The sequence below is a fragment of the Bartonella queenslandensis AUST/NH15 genome (assembly GCF_000312585.1).
Classification (GTDB): domain Bacteria; phylum Pseudomonadota; class Alphaproteobacteria; order Rhizobiales; family Rhizobiaceae; genus Bartonella; species Bartonella queenslandensis_A.
In genome coordinates this window covers 3319-8328 of sequence record NZ_HE997994.1, presented here as the reverse complement: position 1 = coordinate 8328, position 5010 = coordinate 3319, and the positions used below count along the sequence as shown (strand labels likewise).

5 protein-coding genes are annotated in these 5010 nt (G+C 38.2%); all 5 read right to left on the bottom strand.

Annotation, left to right across the window (positions count from 1 at the left end):
• Positions 1–355: 355 nt before the first annotated feature.
• Complete coding sequence (locus BN338_RS03400; protein WP_039759094.1) at positions 356–1138, bottom strand: ABC transporter ATP-binding protein; 783 nt, start codon at positions 1136–1138, stop codon at positions 356–358.
• Positions 1135–2010 carry an ABC transporter ATP-binding protein gene (locus tag BN338_RS03395; protein ID WP_039759092.1) on the bottom strand — a complete coding sequence of 292 codons (876 nt, stop codon included), beginning with the start codon at positions 2008–2010 and terminating at the stop codon, positions 1135–1137. Before BN338_RS03395 ends, BN338_RS03400 begins: the two co-directional genes overlap by 4 nt.
• A complete protein-coding gene (locus BN338_RS03390; protein WP_039759090.1) occupies positions 2003–2932 on the bottom strand; it encodes an ABC transporter permease in 930 nt (309 codons plus the stop codon). The genes BN338_RS03395 and BN338_RS03390 overlap by 8 nt, the downstream gene beginning before the upstream one ends.
• 2 nt (positions 2933–2934) lie before the next feature.
• Positions 2935–4008 (bottom strand): ABC transporter permease, encoded by a 1074-nt coding sequence (locus BN338_RS03385; RefSeq protein ID WP_039759089.1) that lies wholly within the window; start codon positions 4006–4008, stop codon positions 2935–2937.
• A 112-nt stretch (positions 4009–4120) separates the two neighbouring features.
• A partial coding sequence (locus BN338_RS03380; RefSeq protein ID WP_039759088.1) for an ABC transporter substrate-binding protein occupies positions 4121–5010 on the bottom strand: 890 nt, incomplete at its 5' end.

Genomic DNA, 5010 nt, shown 5'->3' with positions numbered 1-5010 from the left:
AAAAATAACATGGTATTTGTAAAATAATGAGAAACTTTTCTAGAAAATACAGCACTACTCTCTTTTATTATTTCTCACGAGTTTAATGCTTAAAGTCCCAAAATAAAACTTTTGAATATAAAATGATAAGCAAAAAATAGTGCAACAATATCAAACAAAGGCTATATGTTATAAATCACTCGTATATTTCACAACGGAAGTTCTCATAGGATTTAAAATACTATAGCTCAAACACTGCTCAGCAAATTCATGACTAAAAAAAATCCTATTATCCCTTCCCCTTTTAACAATGCTGCCAAATATCTTCAGAAACTTCAAAACAAATAAAATTTCATTTTCTCTTTTGTAAAACTGATCACGCTCTTTGTTCTCTGTGGACGATAGGCTCAATACTGGCTTCAAAAAACTCCTTTGTATACTCGTGTTGCGCATGGAGATTACGCAATTCATCATTGCTAAGTTCTTCAAGAATAATCCCTTTATGCATAATTCCAACACGTTCACAAATATGTGCAACAACAGCAAGATCATGGGATACCATCAAATAAGTAAGCTTTTTTCTCTCACGCAATGATTTTAACAAGTTTAAAATTTCAGCCTGTACCGATACATCCAATGCAGATGTTGGCTCATCAAGCAACAAAACTTCTGGCTCGATAATTAAAGCACGCGCAAGAGCGATACGCTGACGTTGTCCTCCAGACAACTCATGGGGATAACGATAAAGAAATGAAAAATCTAAACCAACGGAATCTAAAGCATCCTCCACCCGCTCTCTTTGATTATCCATACCATGGATTTTGAGCGATTCAGAAAGAACCGTATGGACCATTTTTCTTGGATGCAGCGAAGCATAAGGATCTTGAAAAACCATTTGAATACAGCGTAAAAAACTCTTATTCCTTTTTTTCTCGACTTCTTGTCCATCAAAAAGAAACTTCCCACTATACTCTGGAATAAGCCCCACCAATGTATTCAAAATCGTTGATTTTCCGCATCCGGATTCACCAATCAAACCATAAGCTTCACCACGCTTAATATGAAAATTAACATTTTTAACAACGGTTACGGCCTTGTGCCTATGCCCAAAAGTTACAGATAAATTAGAAACATCAATAATATTCTCACAATTTGTCATGGAGAAACCTCCTCAACACCATTAACAATCGTAGGATTATACAACCAATCAGGATTACGCTTAGGAACAGCCAAAACATCCACAGGATTATCAAGCCGTGGCAAACTCGCCAGCAAAGCCTTTGTATAAGGATGACAAGCGTGAGATAAATCAGAAGCAGATAACTCTTCTAAAACACGTCCCGCATACATCACCAAAATACGATCACAAAAATCAGCAATCATATTCAAATCATGACTAATGAAAATAAGCCCCGTTCCAGACTTTGTAACAAGTTCATCTAATACGGATAAAACTTGCCGTCTGACCGTAATATCAAGCGCAGATGTTGGTTCATCGGCAATAATTAAATCAGGTTTCGGAATGAGCATCATTGCAATCATCACGCGCTGCCCCATCCCCCCAGATATTTCATGAGGAAAGAGACGCATCACATGTTCAGGATCACGAATATGAACAGATTCTAACATAGATATGCTGCGCTCCCGCGCTTCAGCCTTTGAAACACGATAATGAATACGGTAAGCCTCCATAATCTGTTCCCCAATCCGTATGAGTGGATTAAGTGAATATTTAGGATCCTGTAAAATCATTGAAATACGCTTACCGCGAATTTTTCTCAACTGAGGCTCACTTGCGGTCAATAAATCGACATCCTCAAAGCGCATTTTTTTAGCTTTAACAATTGCTGCTTTTGGACTCAACCTTAGTATTGCACGCCCAGTCATTGATTTTCCAGATCCGGATTCACCAACAATGCCAATTTTTTCTTTTCCGACAGAAAAGCTAACACCACGCACAACTTCTGAAATGCCGCGCGTTGTAGGAAAAGAAATACGTAAATCTTCTACTTCTAATAATTTATTACCCATTGCGTGAATCCAATACATCACGAAGACCATCACCTAAAAGGTTGAAAGCAAGACTTGCAAACAATATTGCACAGCCTGGTATTGCCGCCAACCACCAATTTGTCATCATAAATTCCCGTCCTGAGGAAAGCATCGCCCCCCATTCAGGACTTGGAAGTTGTGCTCCCAACCCCAAAAATCCAAGACCAGCAGCTGTTAGAATAATTCCAGACATATCTAAAGTTAATCGTACAATCACTGAAGGAATACACATGGGTGCAATATGAAACAAAATAATCCGCAAAGGAGAAGCCCCCTGCAAGCGAACCACAGAAACATAATCTGAAGAACGTATTGTCAAAGTTTCAGCTCGCGCTAAACGTGCGATTGGTGGCCATGCTGCAATTGAAATTGCAATAGAAGCATTTTCAATTCCTGGTCCCAATGCGGCTGAAAAGGCAAGAGCTAAAATCAACCCTGGAAAAGCAAGAAAAACATCGACCATGCGCATGAGTACAGTATCAACCCATCCCCCCATATAACCAGATACAATTCCAACGATAAGCCCTATTGGACCTACAATCACTGTTGTGAGAAAAACAACATAAAGAGTAATACGAGAACCAAAAACAAGGCGACTAAAAATGTCACGTCCTAATTCATCTGTCCCAAAATAATGTGCCATAGAGGGGGGCTGTAACCGATTCCCTAGGTCATTGCTAAGAAAATCGTGCGTTGCAATCCAAGGAGCAAAAAGTGCACATATGATAATAATACAAATAATAAACAGACCGAATACAGCTGAAAAGTTATGAAAAAACTTCACCAGTGCATGATAAATTCTTTGCATGTTTGCTTGAATAATGGACCGTGGAACAGGGTCATTTAACCAAAAACTCAAAGAAGATGATGATTGCGATTTGTGATGATTACTGACTGTCATATTCAACGTGTCCTTGGATCAAAAATGCGATAAAGCAAATCAGAAAATAAATTAATGGCAACAAAGATAAATCCTACAAGTAAAGTACATCCTACAACTGCATTCATATCTCCAGCAAGAAGAGCATTTGTCAAATAATGCCCAAAACCAGGCCAAGCAAAAACTGTCTCCGTCAAAACAGCCCCTTCTAATAAAAAAGCATAAGAAAGTGCAACAACGGTAATAATCTGAACAGCAGCATTCCGAAAGGCATGTCCCCAAACGGTTCGCGCCCATGATAATCCCTTTACACGTGCAGTAATGATATATTCTTGATTAAGCTGCTCAATCATAAACCCACGGGTCATACGACTAATATAAGCCATAGCACCGAAAGCTAAGATCAAAGCAGGCATAATAATGTGACTAAAGACATTCCCAAAAGCCTCCCATTGTCCTTGGCTCGCAGTATCCCAAAGAAAAAATCCTGTTTTGGGTTCAAAAGAATATTCATAAAGAAAATCAAGTCGCCCTGGACCACCAACCCAGCCAAGCTTAGCATAAAATATTAACAACGCCATGAGCCCAAGCCAAAATGTCGGGGTAGAATAACTCAAGAGTGTAAAAATACGGACAACATAATCAATAAATGAATCGCGATACATTGCGGCAAAAACACCAAAGGGAATTCCAAGAGCTGTGCCAATAACAATAGCAACAGTTGCAAGCTCTAATGTTGCAGGAAAAACGCGCATAATATCAGCTAAAACAGGACGCCCAGACGTTAAAGAATCTCCAAAGTCAAATAAAAATACATTATGAAGATACTTCCAATATTGAACAATCAACGGCTTATCAAGACCCAGCTTATAATACATGGCATCATAAGCTTCCTGACTGATGTTATCACCAAGAATAGATAGAACAGGATCGAGAGGAAGAAGATGACCAAGAAAAAAAGTAATCGTCACCAATCCAAGCAGTGTGATAAAAACTGAAATAAGAAGTTTTGATCCCTTGAACAAAAAATCCCACAAAAATAATTTTTTCTGCTTTTCTGATACAACTCTTTCAGTCTCTGAAAGTGACAAAACCATTATAAAAATCCCCTCTGTAGCGATAAAACATAAAGCGAATACCTTTTTTTATAGAATGAAACAACTTCTTATTAAGCATGTTCTGCAAGCCTTTTCCATAACATGCTTCTTTTTATTTTTCTGCTTCATTGTAGTAAAGTCTGTAACTATTCCAAACCCATTTCTTGACATCAGGCCCCATACCAACGGTATAATATGTCTGAAATAAATAAACCATAGGACCATGCTCTAGCACATAATGCTGTAAAGTACGATATTGCATAATGCGCTTCTTAGGGTCTTTCTCAAACAAAGCATCCATCACCATTTTATTAATATTTTCATCATAATATCCAGCGCGCCAAGCCAAATACATATTATGTTTTTTTGTAAATGTTGGGTCAGAATTAAACACATGATTCAATGAAGCAGGATGTCCATCAGGATCAGCGCTTCCCCACCCCATAAGTGCAGTATCATAATTTCCACCCCGTACACGACTTAACAATTGATTTTGTGCCATTTTTTCAATTGTGAGCTCCACACCAATTTTGCGTGCATTGGCTTGAATAGACTGCGCAACAGATGACATATAACTAAGACTTCCAACGAGAAGATTCGCTTTAAAACCGTTAGGATAACCAGCTTCAGTCATTAACTGTTTTGCTTTTTCAAAATCTAACTTAAAAGGAAGACCTTCTTTTTCATCCAAAGCACCTGGAACACCTAAAGACATATAAGTTGCCCTCGGAATAGCAATTCCCTTCAAAACAGTTTTTCCAAGACTTTCATAATCAACCAAATAACGAAGTGCTAATCTGACCTTTTCATTCGCAAAAATTGCGTTCTTATTGTTTAACGATAAATAAATAATCTGCGGACGCAAAACACGACTAATTTTGACTGGACCATCTTTTTTCTCAAGGTCTAAAATATCCTCTGAAGAAAGATCCCGCGCTATATCCACATCACCTTTTTCCAAAAGAAGTCTTTGACTTGCTGAATCCGCCACATGACGCACAA